This window comes from Bradyrhizobium prioriisuperbiae (assembly GCF_032397745.1).
GTDB classification, from domain to species: Bacteria; Pseudomonadota; Alphaproteobacteria; order Rhizobiales; family Xanthobacteraceae; genus Bradyrhizobium_A; species Bradyrhizobium_A prioriisuperbiae.
Window position 1 is genome coordinate 366,654 of sequence record NZ_CP135921.1, and the last position, 24,334, is coordinate 390,987.

General features: G+C 62.8%; 22 protein-coding genes and 1 pseudogene. 8 read left to right on the top strand and 15 right to left on the bottom strand.

Annotated features, from left to right (window positions below; translation table 11 throughout):
* Positions 1-12: 12 nt before the first annotated feature.
* From RS897_RS01725 to RS897_RS01735, 3 genes are all read right to left on the bottom strand, one after another.
* Complete coding sequence (locus RS897_RS01725; RefSeq protein ID WP_315834893.1) at positions 13-1,338, bottom strand: TRAP transporter large permease; 1,326 nt, start codon at positions 1,336-1,338, stop codon at positions 13-15.
* Positions 1,335-1,913: a TRAP transporter small permease gene (locus tag RS897_RS01730; protein WP_315834894.1), complete on the bottom strand. Its 579-nt coding sequence runs from the start codon at positions 1,911-1,913 to the stop codon at positions 1,335-1,337. The genes RS897_RS01725 and RS897_RS01730 overlap by 4 nt, the downstream gene beginning before the upstream one ends.
* 131 nt (positions 1,914-2,044) lie before the next feature.
* The gene (locus RS897_RS01735; protein WP_315834895.1) at positions 2,045-3,049 is read right to left on the bottom strand and encodes a TRAP transporter substrate-binding protein; all 1,005 of its coding nucleotides are present in this window, start codon (positions 3,047-3,049) and stop codon (positions 2,045-2,047) included.
* A 331-nt stretch (positions 3,050-3,380) separates the two neighbouring features.
* Between RS897_RS01735 and RS897_RS01740 the strand changes: the two genes are divergently transcribed.
* From RS897_RS01740 to RS897_RS01750, 3 genes are all read left to right on the top strand, one after another.
* Positions 3,381-4,886 carry a glycosyl hydrolase family 79 N-terminal domain-containing protein gene (locus RS897_RS01740; RefSeq protein ID WP_315834896.1) on the top strand — a complete coding sequence of 502 codons (1,506 nt, stop codon included), beginning with the start codon at positions 3,381-3,383 and terminating at the stop codon, positions 4,884-4,886.
* A 108-nt stretch (positions 4,887-4,994) separates the two neighbouring features.
* Positions 4,995-5,681 (top strand): site-2 protease family protein, encoded by a 687-nt coding sequence (locus RS897_RS01745; RefSeq protein WP_315834897.1) that lies wholly within the window; start codon positions 4,995-4,997, stop codon positions 5,679-5,681.
* Positions 5,682-5,716: 35 nt separating this feature from the next.
* Positions 5,717-6,175, top strand: a complete 459-nt coding sequence (locus RS897_RS01750) for a hypothetical protein (RefSeq protein WP_315834898.1) — start codon at positions 5,717-5,719, stop codon at positions 6,173-6,175.
* Between the two features lie 3 nt (positions 6,176-6,178).
* Here the strand turns inward: RS897_RS01750 and RS897_RS01755 are convergent, their stop codons facing one another.
* The 3 genes and pseudogenes from RS897_RS01755 to RS897_RS01765 all read right to left on the bottom strand — a co-directional run bounded on the left by RS897_RS01755 (position 6,179) and on the right by RS897_RS01765 (position 10,805).
* Positions 6,179-7,147, bottom strand: coding sequence for an amidohydrolase family protein (locus RS897_RS01755; RefSeq protein ID WP_315834899.1), 969 nt, complete (start codon positions 7,145-7,147; stop codon positions 6,179-6,181).
* A gap of 109 nt (positions 7,148-7,256) precedes the next feature.
* Positions 7,257-8,806, bottom strand: a pseudogene (locus tag RS897_RS01760) (2-isopropylmalate synthase).
* 403 nt (positions 8,807-9,209) lie between these two features.
* Positions 9,210-10,805 carry a 2-isopropylmalate synthase gene (locus RS897_RS01765; protein WP_315834900.1) on the bottom strand — a complete coding sequence of 532 codons (1,596 nt, stop codon included), beginning with the start codon at positions 10,803-10,805 and terminating at the stop codon, positions 9,210-9,212.
* A gap of 458 nt (positions 10,806-11,263) precedes the next feature.
* On the opposite strand from RS897_RS01765, the gene RS897_RS01770 reads away from it, so the two are divergent.
* Entirely contained in the window at positions 11,264-11,635 is a 372-nt protein-coding gene (locus RS897_RS01770) for an ArsR/SmtB family transcription factor (RefSeq protein ID WP_315834901.1), read from the top strand.
* Between the two features lie 3 nt (positions 11,636-11,638).
* Positions 11,639-12,124, top strand: a complete 486-nt coding sequence (locus tag RS897_RS01775) for an SRPBCC family protein (protein ID WP_315834902.1) — start codon at positions 11,639-11,641, stop codon at positions 12,122-12,124.
* A gap of 7 nt (positions 12,125-12,131) precedes the next feature.
* On the opposite strand, the gene RS897_RS01780 is transcribed toward RS897_RS01775, so the two are convergent.
* From RS897_RS01780 to RS897_RS01805, 6 genes are all read right to left on the bottom strand, one after another.
* Positions 12,132-13,094, bottom strand: coding sequence for a polyphosphate kinase 2 family protein (locus RS897_RS01780; RefSeq protein WP_315834903.1), 963 nt, complete (start codon positions 13,092-13,094; stop codon positions 12,132-12,134).
* 98 nt (positions 13,095-13,192) lie between these two features.
* Complete coding sequence (locus tag RS897_RS01785) at positions 13,193-13,915, bottom strand: NUDIX hydrolase (RefSeq protein WP_315834904.1); 723 nt, start codon at positions 13,913-13,915, stop codon at positions 13,193-13,195.
* Entirely contained in the window at positions 13,912-14,934 is a 1,023-nt protein-coding gene (locus RS897_RS01790; protein ID WP_315834905.1) for an ABC transporter substrate-binding protein, read from the bottom strand. The genes RS897_RS01785 and RS897_RS01790 overlap by 4 nt, the downstream gene beginning before the upstream one ends.
* A 145-nt stretch (positions 14,935-15,079) precedes the next feature.
* The gene (locus RS897_RS01795) at positions 15,080-15,976 is read right to left on the bottom strand and encodes an NAD-dependent epimerase/dehydratase family protein (protein WP_315834906.1); all 897 of its coding nucleotides are present in this window, start codon (positions 15,974-15,976) and stop codon (positions 15,080-15,082) included.
* A 104-nt stretch (positions 15,977-16,080) separates the two neighbouring features.
* Positions 16,081-17,082: an ABC transporter permease gene (locus RS897_RS01800; protein ID WP_315834907.1), complete on the bottom strand. Its 1,002-nt coding sequence runs from the start codon at positions 17,080-17,082 to the stop codon at positions 16,081-16,083.
* Positions 17,083-17,092: 10 nt separating this feature from the next.
* On the bottom strand, positions 17,093-17,833 hold the full coding sequence (locus tag RS897_RS01805; RefSeq protein WP_315834908.1) for an ATP-binding cassette domain-containing protein: 741 nt from the start codon (positions 17,831-17,833) through the stop codon (positions 17,093-17,095).
* A 277-nt stretch (positions 17,834-18,110) separates the two neighbouring features.
* Here RS897_RS01805 and RS897_RS01810 point away from each other — a divergent pair, with 277 nt between their 5' ends.
* Positions 18,111-19,103: a sugar-binding protein gene (locus tag RS897_RS01810; protein WP_315834909.1), complete on the top strand. Its 993-nt coding sequence runs from the start codon at positions 18,111-18,113 to the stop codon at positions 19,101-19,103.
* Positions 19,104-19,282: 179 nt separating this feature from the next.
* On the opposite strand, the gene RS897_RS01815 is transcribed toward RS897_RS01810, so the two are convergent.
* Positions 19,283-20,071, bottom strand: coding sequence for an ABC transporter permease (locus RS897_RS01815; protein ID WP_315834910.1), 789 nt, complete (start codon positions 20,069-20,071; stop codon positions 19,283-19,285).
* A gap of 153 nt (positions 20,072-20,224) precedes the next feature.
* Positions 20,225-21,034, bottom strand: a complete 810-nt coding sequence (locus RS897_RS01820; protein ID WP_315834911.1) for an ABC transporter ATP-binding protein — start codon at positions 21,032-21,034, stop codon at positions 20,225-20,227.
* Positions 21,035-21,224: 190 nt separating this feature from the next.
* Here RS897_RS01820 and RS897_RS01825 point away from each other — a divergent pair, with 190 nt between their 5' ends.
* On the top strand, positions 21,225-22,040 hold the full coding sequence (locus tag RS897_RS01825; RefSeq protein WP_315834912.1) for an ATP-binding cassette domain-containing protein: 816 nt from the start codon (positions 21,225-21,227) through the stop codon (positions 22,038-22,040).
* Entirely contained in the window at positions 22,037-23,593 is a 1,557-nt protein-coding gene (locus RS897_RS01830; RefSeq protein WP_315834913.1) for an ABC transporter permease/substrate-binding protein, read from the top strand. Before RS897_RS01825 ends, RS897_RS01830 begins: the two co-directional genes overlap by 4 nt.
* A 27-nt stretch (positions 23,594-23,620) precedes the next feature.
* On the opposite strand, the gene upp is transcribed toward RS897_RS01830, so the two are convergent.
* On the bottom strand, positions 23,621-24,250 hold the full coding sequence (gene upp / locus RS897_RS01835; RefSeq protein ID WP_315834914.1) for a uracil phosphoribosyltransferase: 630 nt from the start codon (positions 24,248-24,250) through the stop codon (positions 23,621-23,623).
* Positions 24,251-24,334: the final 84 nt, after the last annotated feature.

Consider the following 24,334-nt stretch of genomic DNA (forward strand, 5'->3'; position numbering starts at 1 on the left):
CATCACGCAATCTTACAGCATACCCAACAGCCGCGGCAGCCAGAGCGACAGTTCCGGCACGTAAGTCACGACGACCAGGAAACCGAGCATGGTGAGCAGCCACGGCCATACCGCAATAGTCAGCTCCGTAATGCCCATCTTGGCGATGCCCGAGGCGACATAGAGGTTGAGGCCGACCGGCGGATGGCACATGCCCACCTCCATGTTCACCGTCATCAGGATGCCGAGATGCACCGGATGTATGCCGAGGCTGACCGCGATCGGAAACAGCAGCGGCGCGGTGATCAGCACGATCGAGCTCGCTTCCATCACATTGCCCGCAACCAGCAGCAGCACATTGACGAACAGCAGGAAGGTATACTTGTTGACCCCCATCGCGGTGATCCACGCCGTCAGCTGCTGCGGGATCTGCTCGTTGGTCATCATGAAGGAGAACAGCACGGCGTTGGTGATGATGTAGAGGATCATCGCACTCATGTTGGCGGAGCCGAGCAATACCCGCGGCACATCCTTCAACGACATATCGCGATAGACGAAGACCGCGATGACGAAAGCATAGACCGCAGCCATGGCGGCAGCTTCAGTCGGTGTAAACATGCCGGTGTAGATACCGCCGAGCACGATCAGGATCAGGAGCAGGCCCCAGATCGACTTGCGGAAGGCATCGAAGCGCTCAGCCCAGCTGGCGCGAGGCATGCGGGGGTAATCATTACGCCAGGCGCGGTAGAATGTGGTCATGCCCAGCAACGTCGCCAGCAGCAGGCCGGGGATCACGCCCGCCATGAACAGCTGGCCTACGGACGCCGACGAGACCCGCTGCCCTGTCGGTCCGAGCGCCACGCTGCCGCCGGTCGCGACGGCATAGATCACCATCACGATTGAGGGCGGGATCAGGATGCCAAGCGCCCCCGAGGTGGTGATGACACCGGCGCCAAACCGCTTGGGAAAGCCTTGCTTCACCATCGCCGGCATCAGGATCGAGCCGATCGCGACCACAGTCGCCGGTGACGAGCCGGAGATCGCTGCAAACAGCGCGCATGCCAGCACGCCAGCCAGTCCGAGACCACCATACCAGTGGCCGACCATCGAGGTGGCGAAATTGATCATGCGGCGTGCGACGCCGCCATGGGTCAGGAAATTGCCGGCCAGGATGAAGAACGGGATCGCCATGATCTCGAAGCTCTCGATCCCGGTGAACAGCTTCAGCGCCACCGATTCGATCGGCACGCTGGTCAGCGTGAACATGAAAGTGAGCACGGTGAGACCGAGCGCGATCGAGATCGGCATCCCGGTCAGCATCAGGGCGATCAGCAGTGCAAAGATGATGAGGCTGTTCATCGCAGCGCCTCGGTCATCGCCTTGCCGCTGTCGACCTCGATACCTTCGACGCGGCTTTCGTCATGATGCGGCAGCGCGCCGGTGCGCCAGAACGACCACGCCACCTGCAGGAAACGGAAACACATCAGGTAGGAGCCAAGCGGAATGCAGAGATAGACGATCCAGCTCGGCACTTCGAGATCGGGCGATGTCTGGTCGGTCCCCATCAGCCCGAGGACGAATTTCGCCCCCATGGTGCCGATGACGGCGGTAAAGAATGCCCCGCTCAGCAAGCTGAACAGTACGGTCCCCCTGCGCCAGGCCGGCCGCAACTGGTTGACCAGAACATCGACGCCGACATGGATGCCGGTGCGCACACCGTAGGCCGCGCCGAATTTCGCCATCCACACGAACATGTAAATGCACAGCTCTTGTGCCCAGGATATGTGAATGTGGCGCAGATATGGATAGAACGCGCGAATACCGGAGCCGTAGCGATGCAGCACCGCGACGAAAATCACCAACGTCGCCCCCGCGATCAGCGAAGCGATCAGGATTTCCTCGAGACGATCGAGGATACGCAGCAGGATTTTCAAGGATTGTCCCCCACCCGTCGCCGAGCGCGTTTTCGCGCCTTGTGCAGCTATTGCCTAGAAGATTGCGGGCTGCGCGCCAAGCCCCTCGCGCGGCGCGCAGCCCATGACGTTATCCCTTACGATACGTCTGATCAGTTCGTGGATCCCTTGGCTTCCTTCTCGAACTCGGCGATCAGGTTCTTGCCCACCCGAGACGACATTTCGTCGGTCACGGGCTGCAGCGCCTTCATCCACTCCGCCTTCTCTGCCGGCGTCAGTTCATAGAAGGTGGTGGTGCCGGCCTTCTTCATGGCTTCGATGGCCTCGTCATTTTCCTTCTGGGCAATGCCGTTGGAATAGTCGGTCGCCTCGTCCATCGCCTTTTCGAGCTGCTGGCGGATGTCGGACGGCAGGCCGTCCCAGAACTTCTTGTTCACGATCACCGCATAGCCAATGTAGCCGTGGTTGGAGATGGTGGCGTGCTTCTGCACCTCATGCATCTTCTGAGTGTAGCAGTTCGACGGCGTATTCTCGTTGCCGTCGACCACACCGGTCTGCATCGCCTGATAGACTTCCGAGAACGCCAGCACCTGCGGGATGGCGCCAAGCGCCCGCATTTCCGCTTCCAGCACCTTGGAGGACTGGATACGCATCTTCATGCCCTGGAAATCCGCGACCTTGTGCATGGGCCGGTTGCCGGTCATGATCTTGAAGCCGTTGTCCCAGTAGGCAAGGCCCTTGATGCCTTTCGGCTCCAGCTTGGCAAGCAGATCCTTGCCGACCTTGCCCTTGGTGACACGTCCCAGCGCTGCCTTGTCCGGCAGGATGAAAGGCAGATCGAACACCTCGAACTCCTTCACGCCCAGCGGCCCGAACTTGGCGAGAGACGGCGCCAGCATCTGCACCGCGCCGAGTTGAAGGGCCTCGACCTCTTCCTTGTCCTTGTAGAGCTGGGAGTTCGGATAGACTTCGACCTTGACCTTGCCGCCGGTATACTTTTCGGCGAGTTCCTGGAATTTGAGTGCGCCCTTGCCCTTCGGGGTATCCGGCGCCACCACGTGGCTGAACTTGATGACGATCGGCTGTTGTGCCGCCGCCGGGCCGACCAAGGCAGCCACGGCAACCGACAATGCGGCCAGGATGATTTTTCTTCGCATTTTTTTCTCTCCCAATGGCTCTTGCGAGCTGTCTCCCTCACCAGCCGGGGTCGTCGTCACCGCCGTCCCCGGAAATTCCGGCCGCACCATCGCAATCCACTCAAGGCAAGACCATTGCCCGTTAGCAGGGGGTGCGAACCTCCTGCAATTTTGCTGCGCTGCAAACACGTTCCGGCGACCGAAAGTCGTTGAACGCGCAACGCTGTTTAGAGCAGTTTTCCGATCAGTTGAAGTCTTGATCAACCGATCATTTGAATCCCTGCGGCACCTGCGAGGAACTTTCATAAAGCGGTCTGCGCCATATGATGGTGACTTCAGATGTGAGAGTGCCGTGCAACGTCATCTGTTTGTCAGCTTAAGAGCCGTCGGCCTGGTGCTTGGGCTCGCTGCACACCCCTGCGCCAGCGCCCTCGCCGGTGAACCGGCGCCGCTTCTTGCACCGGCGCAGATGCCCCGCGTCGGCACGGTCGACGTACGTTTCCAGTCCTATAACATCGAAATGGTCGAGGTGACGGGAGGCCGTTTCTGGAGACCTTACGGCGCGCCACCCCAACGGTCCGCCACAAGATCCGACCTCTTTGCCGAGCGCGCGCCGATCGACCTGACCAACGCGCGGCTGCGCAGGCTCGCCGCAGCGCTAGGGCCGGCATACCTGCGGATCAGTGGAACAGCGGCCAACGCCACAGCCCCTGCCAACGCAAACACCGCATCGGCTACGCCACCACAAGGCTTCAACGGCGTCTTGACCCGCCTGCAATGGCATGGCGCCATCGATTTCGCCCGCGCCGTCGATGCACGGATTGCCACCTCGTTTGCGATCAGCCCCGGCACGCGCGACGCCAAAGGCGCATGGATGCCGAAGCAGGCGCGACGGCTGCTCGCCCTCACCCGTGCCGCGGGAGGACGCATCGCCGCCGCCGAGTTCATGAACGAGCCGGACCTTCCCGAGATCGGCGGCGCGCCGGCCGGTTACGCCCCTTCGGCCTACGGGCGGGATTTCAAGACGTTCCGTGCGTTCATGCGACGCAAGGCGCCACGCATGCTGATCCTCGGCCCCGGCGCGATCGGCCAGACGGCGGCGGTGCCGGCCCTGCTGAGCGCATCCGGCGCGGATTTGGACGTGGTGTCCTATCATCACTATGGCGCACTATCCCGGCGATGCGCCGGACACCACACACCGGACGACGCGCTCTCCGAAACCTGGCTCGCCGGCGCGGACCAGGCCCTGGCCTTCGCGCAGACGCTGCGCGACCGCTTCGCCCCGGGCAAGCCGATCTGGCTGACCGAGACCGGCGAGGCCGCATGCGGCGGCAATCCTTGGGCCGCAACATTCCTCGACACCTTCCGCTATCTCGACCAACTCGGACGATTGGCCAAAGCAGGCGTGCGCGTCGTGATGCACAACACACTGGCGGCGAGCGACTATGCACTGCTCGACGAGGTCACGTTCACGCCGCGGCCGAGTTACTGGGGCGCGCTGTTGTGGCGACGCCTGATGGGCCCGATCGTGCTCGACGCCGGCCTGCCGATCCAGGCCGGGCTGCATGTCTATGCCCACTGCCGCCGCGATGCGGTCGGGGTGACGCTGCTGGTGATCAACACCGACCGCGACGCCCCTCATGCACTCACGCTTGCGGCGGCATCGGAGCGCTACACGCTGGACGCAGCCGGCCTCAGGGATAGCGCGGTGCAGCTGAATGGCCATTCACTCGCGCTTGGCGCCGGTGATGAATTGCCGCAGCTCGCCGGCCAGCCGACAGCGGCCGGCCCCGTGACCTTCGCACCCGCGACCATTACTTTCCTGACTGTGCCGACGACCAACGGTGCCTGCGGATGACCAGAAAACAACATGCAGGCTCGGCATGATTCGCTGCTACAAAAGGGCCTCAGCGCGACGCGCCATGTCATGTTAGCTTTGCCGCCAGAAACTCGATGGGATTAACGATTGCCAAACATCAGCGCCTACGACATTTCGATCTGGGTCTTGCCGCTCGTCATCGCCATCACGTTTCATGAGGCCGCCCATGGCTTCGCGGCGCGCCAGCTCGGCGACAACACCGCCTGGCAGCTGGGACGCGTCAGCCTCAATCCGCTCAAGCATATCGATCCGTTCGGCACCATCCTGCTGCCGGCGGTGCTGCTGTTGTCCCACTCGCCGTTCCTGTTCGGCTACGCCAAGCCGGTCCCGGTCAATTTTCGCAATCTGCGTAATCCCCGGCTCGACATGGTCTGGGTTGCGCTCGCCGGCCCGATCATGAACATCCTGCTGGCGGCGCTCGCCGCTCTGGCCTTCCACCTCATCGCCTATGTTCCAACGGGAGCCGCGTCCTGGACCGTCGACAATCTCAAGAACGCACTGATCATCAACATCGTTCTTGCGGTGTTCAACATGCTTCCGATCCCACCGCTGGATGGCGGACGGGTGGCGGTGGGACTGCTGCCCAATGTCATTGCCATCCCGCTATCCCGGCTCGAGCCCTACGGCATGCTGATCCTGATTGGTTTTATTATCATTTTACCGATGCTTGGCACCCAATTGGGCCTGAATCTCGATTTCATCTCGCAGATCCTGCGCACCGCGACCGGCTTCATTCTGAATTGGCTACTCTTGCTCACGGGCAATCTTTCGTGACATGCGTAGTGCGGACGAAATAGACAGAGAGACTTGTGGTCAAAGCTGCTGACATGATGATCGCCAGGCGCGCCGACACCCAGGCCCGTGCCGACGTCGCGACCTGGAAGATGATGGCGAAACTGAACGGGACCGATTCCCTTCCGGCCGATGCCCAGGCTTATCTCGCCGGCTACCAGGCTCTGCTCAAGACAGAGCCGGAGACTGAGGCGACGGAGACCATGATCGCCCTGGTTTACAAAAACTATTATGCGGCGATGGGTGGCCACGGCACGGCGCCCACGATCCAAAGCGGTCCTGTCGATCCCATCGCCGACAATGTGACGCCGTTTCAACGACCGAAGCCGCAGCGACCCACCCCTCAGCGTGCGAAGGCCGCACAATCCGCCGGCCGAGGCGCCAGCCCCGACGGCAAGCCGCGGCTTCCCGTCGGGCTGATTTTCATCGCTCTGGTGATTGTCGTGGTTGGGGCGCGCTACCTTCTCGGCTGGTAATTCCTAGCCAAAGCCGTAGAGCCGGGCCGGATTGTCGACCAGGATCTTCTTCCTCACCGCCGCATCGGGCGCCCACACCGCGAGCTGGTTCAGCAGGCGGCCGTCGTCGATCTGAAACAGCGGGGTCACGTCGGTCGGCTTGCGGCCGGGCGGCGTCACCGAATCCGGATGCGGCCAGTCAGTGCCCCAGATGATGCGGTCACTGTTGGCCGCAATCAGGGCCTTGGCGAACGGCGCCACGTCGGCGAAATCCGGTCCCTGGGTGGACGAGCGATAAGCGCCAGAGATTTTGACATAGGCCTTGCCGCCACGAACCAGTTCCACCAGATCGGCAAAGCCGGGCTGCTCGGTGCCGAGCTTGGCTTCCGCACCGCCGAAATGATCGAACACCACCGGCACCGGCGACGCCGCGAGATCGGCCTTGAGCGCCGTGACCATAGGCAACAGCGTATAGATCTGGATGTGCAGGCCGCGGTCCTTCACACGCGTAACGGCGTTGACGAGACGCGGTCGCGCGATATTCGGGTCGTTGGTGCCGCCGGTGGCGAGATTGATCCGGATGCCACGGATGCCGGCCTTCTGCATGGCGTCGAGATCGCCGTCCGGCGTCTTGTCGTCGATCACGGCAACGCCGCGCGCATTGTCTCCGCGTGCCTTCATGCCGAACAGGGTCGCCGCATTGTCGGTGCCGTAGACACTCGGTGTGACGATGACCACACGACCGATGTGAAGCGCCTTGTGCAGCGCCGCCATCTCCTCGGGCGAGGCCGGTTCGGGCGTATAGACGCGGCCGGCGAAGAACGGGAATTTAGCATCGTCACCATGAATATGGGTGTGGCAATCGCAGGCCCCGGCGGGGACGTCGAAATTCACGGCAGTGGCCGGCTGCGCGGCCTTGGTTAGTCCAAATCGGCTGTTCATGGTCACTCCGGCTGCAACGGATGCAAGCAGTAGACTGCGTCGCGTTATCATCGCGTCTCTCCCTGGGATCGATTTTTGTTTGCGTTTCCCCCGCCGACTGACCAGCCGGCGCCGGGATCATATCCCAGCGCCGGGCTTTTGTTGGGCGATTTATCGCGCTTTAGGCACTGGCCTGCACGTGAGCGCCATCACGCTGCTTCATCACAATTTTGTTGAGCGCGCCGAGATAGGCGCTGGCCGAGGCTACCAGCGTGTCCGGATCCGCAGCACGCCCGGTGACGATACGGCCGTCCTGGGACAGCCGCACGGACACCTCGGCCTGGGCATCGGTGCCTGCCGTGACCGCATGCACCTGGTAGAGCTCGAGTGTCGCGGTGTGCGGCACCAGTGCGTTGATGGCGTTGAACACCGCATCCACCGGGCCGTTACCCTGCGCCTCCGCGACCCGGATGGCGCCGTCGATGCCGAGCCGCAGTGTGGCGCGCTGCGGACCGTGGGTGCCGGCGATCACGGTCAGCGACACCATGCGGATCCGGTCATGCGCCTGCGCGATGTTCTGGTCGACCAGCGCCTCGATATCCTCGTCATAGATGTCCTTCTTGCGGTCGGCCAAGGCCTTCATCCGCGCGAACGCATCCTGCAGCTGGTTCTCGCCGAGTTCATAACCCATCTCCTTCAGCCTGTGAGCGAAGGCATGGCGCCCGGAGTGCTTGCCGAGCACCAGCGACGACTGTTTCATGCCGACCGATTCCGGCGTCATGATCTCGTAGGTCTGGGCATTCTTCAGAACACCGTCCTGGTGCCGCTCTCATGGGCGAACGCGTTGCGGCCGACGATCGCCTTGTTGTATTGCACCGGGAACGAGGTCGCCGCCGACACCAGTTTCGACACCCGGGTCAGCACGGTGGTGTCGACCCGGTTTGCGTAGGGAAACATGTCGCTGCGCACATTCATCGCCATCACGATCTCTTCCAGAGCGGCATTGCCGGCACGCTCGCCGATCCCGTTGATGGTGCACTCGACCTGCCGCGCGCCGCCGGTGATGCCGGCGAGCGAGTTAGCCACCGCCATGCCCAAATCATCGTGGCAATGCACCGAAAACACCGCCTTGTCCGAGTTCGGCACCCGCTCGCGCAGGGTCCGGATCAGATTGGCGTACTCACTCGGGGTGATGTAGCCGACGGTGTCGGGAATATTGATCGTGGTGGCACCGGCCTTGATCACTGCCTCGACGATGCGACAGAGATAATCGACGTCGCTGCGGGTGGCGTCTTCCGCGGACCACTGCACATTGTCGATGCGATTGCGCGCCCGCGTCACGCTCGCGACCGAGGTCTCCAGCACCTGCTCGGGCGTCATCATCAATTTCACCTTCATGTGCAAAGGCGATGTAGCGATGACAATGTGTACCCGCCCCTGCTTCGCCACCTGCACCGCTTCCGCGCAGCGGTCGATGTCGTTGGGATGGGCCCGGGCGAGGCCGGCGACCATGGCCTTGTCGGTGCGCCGGGCGATTTCCTGCACCGCCTGGAAGTCCCCCTCGGACGAATTCGGAAAGCCGGCTTCGATGATGTCGACGCCCATGGCGTCCAGGGTTTCGGCGACTTCGAGCTTTTCCTCGAAGGTCATGGTGGCGCCGGGGCATTGCTCGCCGTCGCGCAAGGTGGTGTCGAAGATGACGACACGGTCTTTGTCGGATGAGGTGGTCATTGGCTGGTCCTTGATCTCTTGCACCCGTCTGCGGGCATTTCGGGGGGTCTGCAAACACATCCCCTGAAAGCCCAGGCACAAAAGCCCAGCCGGCCTTCAGGGGTCGGTAAGGAGCAGAAGCCCGCGAAGCGAGAGAGTGAGGACGACGGACACGCCGCATGCACGCGCAGCAGCGGACGACGCGGCGGCGAAAGCCACCGGGTCGATCGTATGCTGCGAGGTGGTGCGAACGGTCATTGCTGTTTCGTATTAGAGTATGGAGATTGATGCGCTTCTTCACCCACTCCGTCGTTGCCGGGCTTGACCCGGCAATCCAGCTTCCTTGACCGAACTGCTGTCGAAGTAAGCTGGATCGCGGGTCAAGCCCGCGTATGACGCATCGGGTGTCGAAACGCCTCGCCTTTCAGTGCCCCGCGGCCGCCGTGGTCGGCATGCCGATCGGCTTGTCGCGATGCTGCTTCATCACGATCTTGTTGAGCGCGCCGAGATAGGCGTTGGCGGAGGCCACCAGCGTATCCGGATCCGCAGCGCGCGCGGTGACCGAGCGGCCGTCCTGCGACAGCCGCACTGAGACTTCGGCCTGGGCGTCGGTGCCTTCGGTGACGGCGTGGACCTGGTAGAGCTCCAGTTTCGCCTCGTGCGGCACCAGCGACTTGATGCAGTTGAAGACCGCATCGACCGGCCCGTTGCCCTCAGCTTCCTCGATCCGGATCTGGCCGTCGACGTCCAGCTTCATGGTCGCGCGCTGCGGGCCGTGGGTGCCGGCGATCACCGTCAGCGATGTCAGCTTGATACGGTCGTTGGCGTGAACCATGTTCTCGTCGACCAGCGCCTCGATGTCCTCGTCGTAAATGTGCTTCTTGCGGTCAGCCAGCGCCTTGAAACGCACGAACGCGTCTTCCAATTGGTTGCCGCTCAGCTTGTAACCCATCTCCTCCAGCCGGTGGATGAAGGCGTGGCGGCCGGAATGCTTGCCCATCACCAGCGAGGTCTGCTTCACGCCGACCGTCTCCGGCAGCATGATCTCGTAGGTCTGCGCGTTCTTCAGCATGCCGTCCTGGTGGATGCCGCTCTCGTGCGCGAAGGCGTTGCGGCCGACGATGGCCTTGTTGTACTGCACCGGGAATGAGGTCGCCGCCGACACCACCTTGGAAGCGTTGGTCAGCATGGTCGAGTCGATGTTGGTCCAGTACGGCAATTTGTCGTTGCGCACCCGCATCGCCATCACGACTTCTTCCAGCGCGGCATTGCCGGCGCGTTCGCCGATGCCGTTGATGGTGCATTCGATCTGGCGGGCGCCGGCGCGCACGCCGGCCATCGAGTTCGCCACCGCCATGCCCAGATCGTTGTGGCAATGCACCGAGAATATCGCCTGATCGGAATTCGGCACGTTCTCGCGCACGCGCTTGAACAGGTCGAAATACTCTTCCGGCACGCTGTAGCCGACGGTGTCGGGGATGTTGATGGTGGTGGCGCCGGCCTTGATGGCAGCTTCGACGCAGCGGCACAGGAAATCGAACTCGGTGCGGGTGCCGTCTTCCGACGACCACTCGACATTGTCGGTGTGGTTGCGCGCGCGCGTCACCGACGAGATCACCAGCTCGTAGACCGCCTGCGGCTCCATCTGCAGCTTGTATTTCATGTGCACGGGCGACGTGGACAGGAAGGTGTGGATGCGCCCGCGCGCGGCCGGCTTGATCGCCTCGGCGCAGCGGTCGATGTCCTTCTGGCCGGCGCGCGACAGTCCGCAGACCACCGCGTTCTTGGTGCGCTTGGCGATCTCGTTGACGGCCTCGAAGTCACCATCCGAGGCAATCGGGAAACCGGCCTCGATGACGTCGACACCCATGGTGTCGAGCAAGGCTGCGATGTTGAGCTTTTCCTCGAACGTCATGGTGGCGCCGGGGCACTGCTCACCGTCGCGCAAGGTGGTGTCGAAGATGACGACGCGGTCTTTGTCGGCGCGATTCTGGTCGGATTGAGTCGGAGTGGCGGTCATTGGGCTGGCTTTCTCGGTCTTTTGGCGCTGGATCGGGGTTGGTCGGTTTCGATCCCCTGAAGGCCCAGGCGCAAAAAGCCCAGCCGGCCTCAGGGGCTGCTAAGAAGCAGAAGCCCGCCAAGAATGAGGTTGGTGCGCGCAGCAACGGGCCGGCCGGCGGCAACTGCCGCTGTCCCGTCAATCCCCTGCGATGCGCCACGAATCGTCATGCTCATTCCCTGGAACGCCGAAATCTTGGCCAAGAACCGTTGACGGTTGGTTGCTCAAGCGGCGTTCGGGCTCCGTTTTAGACGACAAACGGCGCGAGCCGCAACGCCAAAAGTTGTGGATAGCGCGATGGCGGCGATCTCAGGGATTTCCAGCGGTTAGCCGGCATTGAAATGGCCTCCGAAATCAGTCGAACCCAATACTTAAGTGACGACTTGACAATTGAAGCCAGCGCGACAATACTCAAGTCCATGCTTAAGTATTCAGACGTCGATGCCAGCTTTCGCGCGCTTGCCGAGCCGACCCGGCGGGCGATCGTGGAACGGCTGAGCGGCGGACCGGCCACGGTCAGCGACCTCGCCGCGCCGTTCGACATGAGCTTCGCCGCGGTGGTTCAGCATCTGCAGGTGCTGGAAGGCTGCGGCCTGATCCGCAGCGAGAAGGTGGGGCGGGTGCGCACCTGCCGGATCGAGCCCATGGGCCTCGCCCCGCTGGCCGACTGGGTCGCCCAGCGTCGCGCCTTCATGGAGCGTCGTTTCGACCGGCTCGGCGAACTGCTCGCGGAAGCCGATTCCTCAGAAGACCCTCAGGCCTCCACCCAAACTCCCATCAAGGACAAGTAAGCCATGAGTCAGAATGAAACGGCGCCCGCCAGCGACCACGTGATCCACTCGACCTTCACCCTGGAGCGCACCTATCCGCAATCGCCGGCGCGGGTGTTCTTCGCCAATTCCGACAAGGCGATGAAGCGCCGCTGGTTCGTCGAGGGGGAAGGCTGGGAGATCGACAGCTATACGCTCGACTTCCGTGTCGGCGGGCTCGAAGCGTCGCGCTTCCGCTTTCAGGGCGGGCCGGAGATCACCTACGACGCCGTGATCCAGGACATCGTCAAGGACAAGCGGATCGTGTTCGCTTACCGGATGTCGGTCGCCGGCAATCCGATTTCGGTATCGCTGTCGACCATCGAACTGGTCCCCGCCGGCGCGGGTACGCTGATGCGTTACACCGAACAGGGTACCTATTTCGGCGATCCCAATGCGCCGGCGGGCCGTGAGCACGGCTCCCGCGAGCTGCTGGAGAAGCTTGCCGAAGAGCTCGCACGCGCGGGCTGAGACACCCCTACGCCGGACGCTTGGCTCCTGTGACAGCCGAGCGCCGGCCCTCATGCTCCAGCGCCAGGCGGACTTTCTCGAACTCCTGCAGCGACGCCTTGTCGACCTTCGGATACTGCAGGTTAAGCCCCTCCAGCGCGCTGACGATGGTCGAGCCGATCACCACGCGGGCAAACCATTTGTGATCTGCCGGCACGATGTGCCATGGCGCCGGCTTGGTCGCGGTGTGAGCGAGCATATCCTGATACGCCGCCTGGTACTTGTCCCACAGTTCGCGTTCTCTGATATCGCCCATCTCGAACTTCCAGCGCTTGCCGGGCTGTTCCAGCCGGTCGAGAAAACGGGCGCGCTGCTCGTCCTTGGAAACGTTGAGGAAGAATTTCAGGATCAGCGTGCCGTTGCGCGACAGATAACGCTCATAGGCATTGATGTCCTCGAAGCGCTCGCGCCAGATATTGCGCGTGACGAGTTGCGGCGGCAGCTGCTGCTTCGCCAGCACCTCCGGATGCACACGGACGATCAGGCATTCCTCGTAATAGGAGCGATTGAAGATGCCGAGGCGGCCGCGCTCGGGTACCTGCAGCTGGCTGCGCCAGAGGAAATCGTGTCGCAGTTCCAGGCTTGACGGCGTCTTGAAGCTCGCCACATCGACACCCTGCGGATTGACGCCGGAGAACACATGCTCGATGGCGCTGTCCTTGCCCGACGCGTCCATGCCTTGGAAAATCAGCAGCACCGCCCAGTGGCCCGAGGCATACAACCGCTCCTGAAACCCGGCCAGCCGCTTGCGGTTCTGCTCGATGATCTCTTTTGCCGCGTCCTTGTCGAGGCCGCCCTTCTCGTTGGCCTTGTGCGATTTCAGCCGAAATGACTGGGTGCCGTCGGCCAGGAACGGGGTGACATAGGCTTTCAATTCGTCGGCAAGAGACTTGTGCGACGATGATTTGAGACCGTTGTTCTTCTTCGGCATAACGATAGGGACTCCGCGGCGGGTCCTGATGATGCAGGTGTCCCAAAGGATGAGGCTCCGGGCACATCTGGTCAATACCACCGGGCCCGCTTGGACGACTACTCTTTCGCCGTCATCGCCTCGATGTAGCCGGTAATGAACAGCGGCATCGCATCGGTAAAGTCACGGCGATCACGCACCAGGTGGATGGCGCTCAGCTCCGGCGCGGTTTGTGAGGCAAGATTCTGCAGAATGCGCCGCCGCAACTCCTCGGCCGGATCAGCCACCTCAAGTACCCGCATGAAGGCGATCCATTGCCCGGTGCGCACACAGTGCCAGTGATCCGCCGCGCGATAATCCGACGGCACAAGCCCCGCCTCCTCCTCGACCTCACGGGCCACGCTCTCCGCCATGTCGACGCGATCGCCGCGCAGGTCATTGGGATCCGGCGTTCCGGACGGGAAATAGATGCGGCCGTGATTGGCGGTGTGCGCGGACATTTCGCCGAGCACGAACACGCCATCATTGCCGCGCAACGCACCCATGCCGAAGCCATTGAACACGGTCTTGTCGGGACAGCCCCAGTCTCGCCACGCCAGGAAGCTGGCGAAATCGGTTTCGAAGTACCGCGCACTGAAGTGATCGGCATGATCCTGGGGATCACGCAACAGCAGCACGCGGCCGTTCCAGAGCGCACCGTTGGCGCCTTGCGCGGCTGCGAAGTGCGCGTCGATCTCCGCGCGCCGCTCGCGTACGAACGGCCAGTCCCAGGGCTGAAATGCCAGGTCGAGACGATCGGCGCGCCGGATCGACAGCGCCGGAACATTTGCAGCAACGTTCACTTGGCCTCCGCAGCCTTGTCGGCAAAGCGGCCGTCAAACGTTCGCGTCAGGTCGACCTTGGCATCCCTAAGCTCCGGGTCGAACTGCAGCAGCATGTCGAGTGCATTCTTCATGCCGGCGGGCGGGATGATGCCGGTCTTGGAGTACATCGGCGCGGAGGCCTTGACGGAGGCGAGGTAGAGCGATTTGTCACCCAGCCAGTATTCCTCCGGCACGGCCTTGGCGACATCCTCAGGGGTCGCCTTCGCCAGCCACTTCAGTGACTTGTAGAAAGCATTGACAATCCGTTGGGTCGTCACCGGATACTTCTGGATAAAGTCGCGCTTGAGGTACACCACCGCCGCCGGATTGTTGCCGCCGAACAGCTTCATGTTGCCCTCTTCGGTGCGCGAGTCAGCGAGCACAACGATGTCGCCGTCCTGCTCGAGCTTGGTCATCACCGGATCGAGGTTCGACATCGCGTCGATGTCACCCTTCTTCATGGCTGCGACCGCACTCAGGCCCGTGCCGACGCCGATGATCGCCACGTCATCCGCCTTCAGCCCCTCGCGGGCAACCAGCGCATTGACGAAGAAATTGGTCGACGAACCCGGTGCGGTGACGCCGATCTTGAAGCCCTTCAGATCCTTGAACGACTTGACGCTGGCCGCCTTGTCCTTGCGCACCCCGAGCACGATGCCGGGAAAACGGCCGAGCTCCAGCACGGCGGCGATTTCCTGGCCTTTCGCCTGCATGCGGATAGTGTGTTCATAGGCGCCGGTGACGACATCGGCCGAGCCGCCGATCAGTGACTGCAGCGCCTTGGCGCCACCTCCGAAGTCGGTGATGGTAACGTTGAGCCCCTCTTCCTTGAAATACCCCAACCGCTCGGTGAGGGTGAGCGGCAGATAATACAGCAGGCTCTTGCCGCCGACACCAAGCACCAGGTCCGGCTTTTCGACCGCCTGGGCGAAGGCAGCGCCGGTCAGGCTGGCGGTCAAAGCCAGCGATGAGAGGGCGAGCATGATTGCTTTTTTCATGGGGCATCCGTCTCATGTCTTCGAAGAGAAATTATCTTTTTATCATGGCCGGGCTTGACCCGGCCATCCAGCTTTCTTGTTTGAAGAAGATGGATACGCGGGTCAAGCCCGCGTATGACGCTGGGAGTAGTCGAAGCGCCCCAACTCACTCCGGCACATATTTCCGCCAGTTGTGCTCTTCCTTGAAGCCCAGCACCTCACGAATCTTCCGATTCGACATCGGCGCGCCGAATTCACCAAGCTCGCCGGTAATCGGCGTGCGCGGACTGTGTTTGGCCAAAAACTCCCGGGTCGGGGTTCTGGCGGTGATGGTGTCGTTGACCGCGTTGAACACCTGGAAGCCCAGTCCGTCCTTCTGGATGCACAGATGCACGATCTGGCCGAGGTCGCGCGCGTCGATGTAGCTCCAGGCGTTGCGTTTGCGCGATGGCGGATCCGCCAGAAACGCCGGGAAACGGTCGTACTCGTGTGGCTCGATGACGTTGCTGATCCGCAACGCGTAAATGTCGATGCCATAACGCAGAGCGAAGGCGCGGGCGGTGCGCTCATTGACCACCTTGGACAATCCATAGCTGTCCATCGGGTCGACATCCTGGATTTCCTCGATCGGGAAGCCCAGGAAATCCCGCTCGCCCTCCGCGAAACACACGCCATAGGTGGTCTCGCTGGAGGCGATGATGATCTTGCGCACGCCGAGCTTGGCAGCGGCCTCGATCACATTGTAGGTGCTGATGGTGTTCTGCCGGAAAGTCTCGTTGTCGGGATGGATCAGGATGCGCGGAATGGCGGCGAAATGCACCACTGCATCGGGCGGCGCCGGCGTCTTGCCATGATTGAGGCCATCGAACCCAAAATGGGTGGTCAGGACGTTGAACGCCTGGCCATTGTCGGTGATATCAGCCACCAGGGTGTGTACCGACGGATGGTCGAACGGTTTGAGATCAACATTGAGCAGTCGATATCCCTTGTCGGCCAGATAGGGCAACACATGGCGCCCCGCTTTGCCGGTTCCACCGGTAAAAACCACACGCTTGCCTGTCATGCCACCTTCTCCATTGCGCACGTCTCGCCGTCGTTCGACAACATCACTCTATAGCGCGCCGTATCCACATCCGGCATGACGCCTCTCCAACAAAAACAAGTGATCTAACCCGGCTGCCTGAAATTCCTGAGACGGTCGAAGGCGACCGCAATGATGATGAAGCTGCCGACAAAAACGCCTTGCCAGAAGGCATTGATGCCGAGCAGGCCGAGACTGTTGCGGATCACCTCGATCAAAGCGGAGCCGATCAGGGCGCCGAATGCGGTGCCGACACCGCCGGCAAGATTGGCGCCCCCGATCACCGCGGCTGCGATGACCTGAAGTTCCATGCCGGTGCCAAGATTGGTCGTCACCGCACCCAGCCACCCGGTCTGGATCACGCCGGCGATGCCGGCCGACAGTGCCGACACCATGTAGACGGCAACCTTCATGCGGCGGACCGGCACGCCGGTCGCGATCGCCGCGCGCTCGTTGCCGCCGATGGCGAACACATAACGGCCGAACTTGGTCCAGCGCAGCACCACGCCGGTCAGGATGGCGAGCACCAGCATGTAGAACACCGGGTTTGAAATCCCGAACAGCCAGGCGCCACCGCCTAGCGCCAGCAGCTTGTCGTGGTCGGGGCCGAACTGGAACACCACCGTGTTGTTTGACAGCACCATGGCGAGGCTGCGGGCGATCGACAGCATGCCGAGCGTGACCACGAACGGCGGCATGCCGAGATAGGCGATGAGAATGCCGTTGAACGCGCCGACCACGAGGGCCGTACCGAGCGAGGCCGCGATGCCGATCTCGATGCTGTAGCCGGCATGCATCACCACCGCGAGCACCATGCTGCAGAGACACAGCACCGAGCCGACCGACAGATCGATGCCGCCGGTGATGATCACGATGGTCATGCCGAGCGCGATGACAGCCACAAAGGTGAAATTGCGGGCGACATTGAACAGGTTGTTCGAGGTCGCGAACGAGTTGGTGGCAAACGACAGGAAAATGCAGGCGAAGATCACCGCAAGCAGAACCCAAAACGCTTGCCGCGACGCCAGCCAGACCAGGGCGTCGGAGGTACTTCTTTGTTTCACGCGATCGTCGAACTGGATATCCATGACGTCCCCGTTATGCGCGCTCGATGGCGCCGGTGATCAGGCCCGTCACCTCTTCCGGCGAGGAGTCGGCCGTGGCCTTGTCCGCAACCTTGCGGCCGCGCCGCAACACCACAACCCGATCGGCCACACTGAATACATCCGGCATGCGATGGCTGATCAGCACCACCGCAATGCCGCGGTCGCGCAGCACCTGGATCAGGTGCAGCACCTCCGCGACCTGCCGCACCGAAATCGCGGCGGTCGGCTCATCCATCAGCACGATCCTGGCATCGCCGATCCGGGTGCGCGCGATCGCCACCGCCTGGCGCTGCCCGCCGGACATCTGCCGCACCAGATGGCGCGGCCGCGTTTCCGATCGCAGTTCGGCGAAGATCTCACCGGCGCGACGGTACATGGTCGCGTAGTCCAGCACCTTGAACGGACCGATACGTTTTTGCACCTCGCGGCCGAGAAAGACGTTGGCTGCCGCGCTGAGGTTGTCGCACAGAGCGAGATCCTGATGCACGATCTCGATGCCGTGCTTCAGCGCATCGATCGGCCGGTGCATCACGAGATCGACCCCCTCCATCCGCATCGCACCGTGGGTGGGGCGAAAATTCCCGGCGATGATCTTCACCAGTGTCGATTTGCCGGCGCCGTTGTCGCCCATCAATCCGACCACCTGTCCGGGCTCCAGCGACAGCGACACGTCATCGAGAGCGTGGATGGGGCCAAAATGCTTTGACACCTGTTCAAGTTCCAGAAGAGCCATGGCAGCGGTCGCCCTCGTCTCTTGCTCTGATCGACGGCACATCGCTCACGTCTCACATCCTAGGATGATGCGAGGTCGAGGCGCGCCCTTCAATTTGTGATGCATTGCACCAAGAACGGATCATCATCAAACTAACATGAAAGCACGCACCCGCAAGCCGATGATCAAGCGACAAACGCATTGACTCATTGCTCATGAGATGACGAGATCAGGACAAACGCATTTGGCACTGAACGACCAAAATTGCTGTCACTTAAGATCCACTTGGGAGGACAACATGAAGAAAGTCGTGATGGCGCTGGCGGCAACGATCCTCGCTCTATCCGCGGGATCCGCCTTCGCTCAGAAGAAGCAGCTCGTCATCGTGGTCAAGGGATTGGACAACCCGTTCTTCGAAGCCATTCATCAGGGCTGCGAGAAGTGGAACAAGGAAAACAAAAGCTCGCAATATAACTGCTTCTACACCGGCCCGGCATCGACGTCTGACGAAGCCGGCGAGGCGCAAATCGTGCAGGACATGCTGGGCAAATCCGACACCGTGGCGATGGCGATCTCGCCCTCCAACGCGCCGCTGATTGCCAACGCGATCAAGGCTGCCAAACCAAAAATTCCGATCATGACCATCGACGCCGATCTGCGGAAGGAAGATGCCGCACTGCGCAAGACCTATCTCGGCACCGACAACTACCTGATGGGCTTCCGGCTCGGCGACTATCTCAAAAAAGCGAAGCCGAACGGCGGAACCGTCTGCCTGATCGAGGGCAACGCCGCGGCCGACAACATCCTGCGCCGCGCCTCGGGCACGCGTGACTCGCTGTCCGGCAAGAAGGACCTGGACAGGCTGAAGGGCGAAGGCGGCTGGACCGAGGTCGCGGGCTGCCCGGTCTTCACCAACGATGATGGTCCACGGGGCGTCCAGGCCATGCAGGACATCCTGGCGGCCAATCCCAAGCTCGATGCCTTCGTGATCGAAGGCGGCTGGCCGTTGTTCGGCGCGCCGCAGCCCTACCGCCAGCTTACCGACCAGTACAAGGCGCAAATCGCCAACAAGTCGCTGGTGATCGTTGCCGCCGACACCATCGGCGACGAAGTCGCACTCGCCAAGGAGGGACGCGTCGAGGCGCTGGTCGGGCAGCGACCGTTCGAAATGGGCTACAAGGCGCCGACAGTGATGATCGATCTGCTCGAAGGCAAGAAGGTGGATGATCCGGTGTTCACCGGGCTCGATGAATGCACCAGGGATACGGTGGAGACGTGTATTCAGAAGTAGGGTTTGATTGACACGAAGCCGGTCCCACACACTCTGCGTCATGCCCGCGCTTGGCGCGGGTATCCACGCCTTAACAGCATCTCCGCAAGAAAGACGTGGATGCCCGGCCCAAGGCCGGGCATGACGGCTGATAATGTGGAAACGCTGCCGGCACTTAATTTCGCCTGATCAACAGACCCTCACCCCCGCCCCTCACCCGCAGTCGGACGCCAGACCAGCAACCGGCGTTCGACGCGGCTGACCAGCATGTCGATCAGCACCACGAACACCGCGAGCACGATCATCCCCGCGAACACGCCGGCGACATCGAACACGCCTTCCGCTTGCTGGATCAGGTAGCCGAGGCCGGCGGACGCGCCGAGATATTCGCCGACCACGGCGCCGACCACCGCAAAGCCTACCGAGGTGTGCAGCGAGGAGAACATCCAGGACAACGCGGAGGGCCAATAGACATGGCGCAGCAGCTGCCGCTCGCTCATGCCGAGCATCCGGGCATTGTCGACCAGCGTGGTGTTCGCCTCCTTGACGCCCTGATAGACATTGAAGAACACCACGAAGAACACCAGCGTGACGCCGAGCGCGACCTTCGACCAGATCCCGAGCCCCAGCCACAACGCGAAGATCGGCGCCAGCACCACGCGGGGCAGCGCGTTCATCATCTTCACATAAGGATCGAAGATCGCGGCCACCGTCTGCTGGCGGGCGAACCAGAAGCCGACCAGCGTGCCCGCCAGCGAGCCGATCACGAAGGCCAGCATGGATTCGATCAGCGTCACCACCAGATGCCGCCAGATCGTGCCTTCGATGACCCATTTCAGGATACGTTCAGCCACCTTGCCCGGCGTCGAAAAGAAGAACGGCGGCAGCACGGTGACGCCGAGGATGGGTATCGTGCTCAGTACATGCCATAGCCCGATTGCAACCACGGCCACCAGCAATTGCAGCAACCACAGGGTTGTCCGGCTCATGACGCCACCCTATCCCCCTCATCCTGAGGAGCCTGCGCAGCAGGCGTCTCGAAGGATAGGGCCGAGGCCTCTGTGGCCTCATGGTTCGAGACGCGCATGCCGCGCTCCTCACCATGAGGAGATGGGGCACCACGCGTTGCAGCTTCAACGTGTTCACACATTCTCATAACTCTTGATCACTTCGGCCTTCAGCACGCCCCAGATTTCGCGATGCAGATCGTGAAACTCCTTTTCCAGCCGGATATCGAAAATGTCACGGGGGCGCGCAAGCGGCACGCGCCAGTCCCCGATGATGCGAGAACCAGGCCCCGCCGACATGATCACGACCCGGTCGGCGAGCGCGATCGCTTCCTCGAGATCGTGAGTGACGAACAGCACCGCCTTGCGCTCCGCGCTCCAGAGTTCGAGCAGCAGGTTGCCCATGATCTGCCGGGTCTGCGCATCAAGCGGACCGAACGGTTCGTCCATCAGCAGGATCTTCGGATCGCGGATCAGCACCTGGGCCAAACCGACGCGTTTGCGCTGACCGCCGGACAGCATGTGCGGATAGCGCTGGGCAAAGCCGCCGAGGCCGACCGACGTCAACCATGTCTGCGCCGCTGCGCGGGCCTCGTCGTGGGGCACGCGATTGATGTCGAGCCCGATGGCGACGTTTTCGATGGCCGTCTTCCAGGGAAACAGCGCATCGGCCTGAAACAGATAACCGGCCTGCCGGTTCAGCCCCGAGAGAGGCTGGCCGAAGATCTTGACGCCGCCGGCCGCAGGCTTCAGCAGCCCAGCGGCGACATTGAGCAGGGTCGACTTTCCGCAACCGGTCGGGCCGACAATCGCGACGAATTCGCCGGCGGCCACGGACAGACTGGCGGCTTCCACCGCCGTATAGGTGCCACCGCCTGCGAGGCGAAACGCAACCGTCGTTCTCTCGAGTTCGACGGCCGCCGCCGCACTTCCGCCTGCCTGCACGTACGCCCTCCCAGGCCTGTTGTCTGCGCGCCGCGGCAATGGCCGGGGGCACGAATTCGGCGCGCAAGTTCCACCGGACGGCGGCAAGATGCAAGAGGGATGAGCCGATCGTTAGGGGCTCGTCACCACGAGGCCATAAGTTCAACCCGCCGCTTGGTCCTGCCGTCGCCCTGTGGCAGCATCGCGGTCCATGACTGGTTCCGCCCCTGCCATTGCGTTCGACGACGTCACCAAAAGCTTCGACCGGGGACGTGTTGTCGCGCTCGGCGGCGTCTCGCTGAGTGTCGCGCGGGGCGAATTCCTTGCCGTGGTCGGTGGCTCCGGCTCCGGCAAGACCACGCTGCTGCGCCTCGCCAACCGGCTGATCGATGCCGACAGCGGCTCCGTCAAGATCCATGGCGACGACGTACACGGCCTGGACCCGATCGCGCTGCGGCGGCGCATCGGCTACGTGGTCCAGAGTGGCGGCCTGTTTCCGCATATGACCATCGCCGGCAATATCGGCATCACGCCCCATTTGCAGGGCGCACCGGCCGCTGACATCGCGACGCGCGTCGACGAGCTGCTCGATCTGGTCCGGCTCGACCGCGGCCAGTATCGCAACCGTTTTCCGCACGAACTGTCCGGTGGCCAGCGGCAGCGGATCGGGGTGGCGCGGGCGCTGGCGGCGAAACCGGACATCGTGCTGATGGACGAGCCGTTCGGCGCGCTCGACCCACTGACCCGCGACGCCCTCAGTGAGGATTATCGCCGGCTGCACCGCGAGCTCGAACTGACCACGGTGATGATCACCCACGATATGGCCGAAGCGGTGCTGCTTGCGGACCGCGTCGCGGTGATGCGCGATGGCCGCCTGCTGGCGCAGGGCACGCCCAAGCAATTGGCTGATGTCAGCGACTCCTATGTGCAGGATCTGCTGCGCACGCCGCGCCGCCAGGCGGAGCGGCTGCAGGCGCTGCTGCCGCAGATGCCCGAAAACGATGCCGCGACCATGGCGCCGCGATGATCGGCGATCCGCGCTGGCACGATGCGCTGAGCCGCCTGCCCGACTATCTCGGCAGCCATGTCCGCGTCAGCCTGGCGGCACTGGCGCTTGGCCTTGTGATCAGTTTTCCGCTGGCGCTGCTGGCCCGGCAGCGCCCGTTGCTGCGCGGCACGCTGCTGGGCGTTGCCAGCGTCGTGCAGACGGTGCCCGGCCTTGCGCTGCTGGCCTTGTTCTATCCGCTGCTGCTGGCGCTTGCGGTGCTGTCGGTGACCTGGTTCGGCCTTAGCTTTTCAGCCTTCGGCTTCCTGCCGTCGGTGCTGGCGCTTGCGCTCTACAGCATGCTGCCGGTGCTGCGCAACACCATCACCGGGCTGGATGGCATCGACCCGGCGTTGCGCGAAGCGGCCGAAGGCGTCGGCATGACCAGGCGGCAATCACTGACCATGGTGGAGCTGCCGCTGGCGCTGCCGGTGATCATGGCCGGCATCCGCACCGCGGCAGTGTGGGTGATCGGCACCGCAACACTGTCGACGCCGATCGGCCAGACCAGCCTCGGCAACTACATCTTCGCCGGACTGCAGACCCAGAACTGGGTGTTCGTGCTGTTCGGCTGCGCCGCGGCTGCCATCCTGGCGCTTTATGTCGACCAGATGCTGGCACTGATGGAAAGCGGGGTACGCACGCGCGGCCGCGGCCGGATCATCGGTGGCGGGGTCGGACTCGCGGCATTGGTGGTCGCGACGCTCACGCCGGCGCTGATGCGCCCGCAATCCACTTACGTGGTCGGGGCCAAAACGTTTACCGAACAATATGTGCTCTCGGCCTTGGTCGCCCAGCGGCTGCAAGCGGCGGGCCTCTCGGCCAGTACCCGCGAGGGGCTGGGCTCCAACGTGATCTATGAGGCGCTCGTAACCGGCGATATCGATGTCTACATCGACTATTCCGGCACGCTGTGGGCCAACCAGCTGCAGCACACCGACATCAAGCCGCGCCAGCAACTGCTCGAGGAGCTCAGCCTCGAACTCGCCGTACGCGACAGAATTTCGCTCGCGGGCACGCTCGGTTTCGAGAATGCCTACGCCCTGGTGATGCCGCGCAAGCGCGCGGAAGCGCTGGGCATCCGGACCGTCGCCGATCTTGCCGGCCACTCAAGCAGACTGTCGATCGCCGGCGATTATGAATTCTTCTCCCGGCCGGAATGGGCCGCATTGCAGAAGGCCTATGGTCTGGCGTTCCGCCAGCAACGCCAGATGCAGCCCGATTTCATGTATGCCGCTGTGACCGCGGGCGATGTCGACGTCATCGCAGGCTACACCAGCGACGGCCTGATCGCGAAATACGACCTCCTGGTGCTCGACGATCCGAAACATGCGATCCCGCCTTATGATGCGATCGTGCTGGTCGGGCCCAAACGTGCCCAGGATCAGGCCTTGCGAACGGCGCTGCAGCCACTGCTGGGACGGATCGACATCGCGACCATGCGCGAGGCCAATCTGCGTGCCGCGAGCGGCGGCAACGACAGCTCGCCCGGCAACGTGGCCCGGTGGCTGTGGGCAAAAATCGCCACCAAGTGAGCGGTCGTGCAAGACGCCCAGCGCAAATCAGCGCGTGCCGTACATCCGGTCACCGGCGTCGCCCAGACCGGGCACGATATAGCCGTGGTCGTTCAGGCATTCATCGATCGCCGCCGTCCAGATCGGGACATCGGGCAGCGCCGATTGAAATTTCGCCAGACCTTCCGGCGCGGCCAGCAGGCACACAAAGCGGATGTCCTTGACCCCGCGCTCCTGCAGCCGCTCGATGGCGGCGATCGCCGAATTGGCGGTCGCCAGCATCGGATCCATCACAATGACCAGCCGCTCGGCCACGTCGGCCGGCGCCTTGAAATAATACTCCACGGCCTGCAGCGTCTTGGGATCCCGGTACAGGCCGATATGCGCAACCCGCGCCGACGGCACCAGGTCCAGCATGCCGTCAAGAAAACCGACGCCTGCCCGCAAAATAGGCGCGAACACCAGTTTTTTTCCAGAGAGTTGCGGCTGCCTGGTCGGCCCCAGTGGCGTCTGCACCTCCACCATTTCGGTCGGCAGATCGCGTGTCACTTCGTAACACAGCAGCATGCCGATTTCGTTGAGCAGTTGCCTGAATGCCTTTGTCGACGTGGCCACATCGCGCATCAGCGTCAATTTGTGCTGCACCAGCGGGTGACTGACAACGTGGACCTGGCTCATGACGCCCTCTTGCTGATCATCAAAATGTTCCACCGGCCCCCTGTTGTGGCAGTTTGATCGAGGCCTGCAAAGGCCCGGTGCGGG